Here is a 543-nt window from a genome sequence, read left to right as displayed (position 1 = left end):
GCATTATCCCAGCAATTACCACGTCGGCTTAGACTTTGTTTTACCTGGCATTTCCAGAGTGTCTGACGAAACTTACGGCTCGTATAATGACTGCCCTGGTCGCTGTGGAATATAACCCCTTTTGGCCGCCCACGGCTCTCATAAGCCATTTTCAATGCGCTGCTGGTGAGTTCGCTATCGGGTGATAACGACATCGACCAGCCAATCGTTTTCCTAGCAAATAAGTCCATGACAACGGCTAGATAAGCCCAGCGTTTGCCAGTCCAGATATATGTGACGTCGCCACACCAAACGCGGTTGGGCGCCTCAACGTTAAACTGACGCGCTAAGTGGTTCGGTACCTCAACATGTTCATCACCTGTTTTCTTGTAGGTGTGCCCAGGCACTTGGCAGCTAATTAGGCCAAGCTTTTCCATCAGGCGGCCAGCGCGATAGCGACTTAACGGCACATCCTGCCTTGTCGCCATCTCTGCGATGCTGCGCGCCCCTGCAGAGCCTTCGCTCTCGCGAAAGAGCTCTCTGACCTTGGCTATTTCCTTAGTC

1 protein-coding gene is annotated in these 543 nt (G+C 52.5%); it reads right to left on the bottom strand.

Features of this window, described 5'->3' with window-relative positions; all coding sequences use genetic code 11:
* A partial coding sequence (locus tag CXF87_RS12295; protein ID WP_157826539.1) for an IS3 family transposase occupies positions 1-543 on the bottom strand: 543 nt, incomplete at both ends.

The sequence above is a fragment of the Halomonas sp. MES3-P3E genome, assembly GCF_002836035.1.
GTDB classification, from domain to species: domain Bacteria; phylum Pseudomonadota; class Gammaproteobacteria; order Pseudomonadales; family Halomonadaceae; genus Vreelandella; species Vreelandella arctica.
Note: the sequence above shows the minus strand (reverse complement) of the source record. Positions and strands in the feature narration are given on the sequence as shown.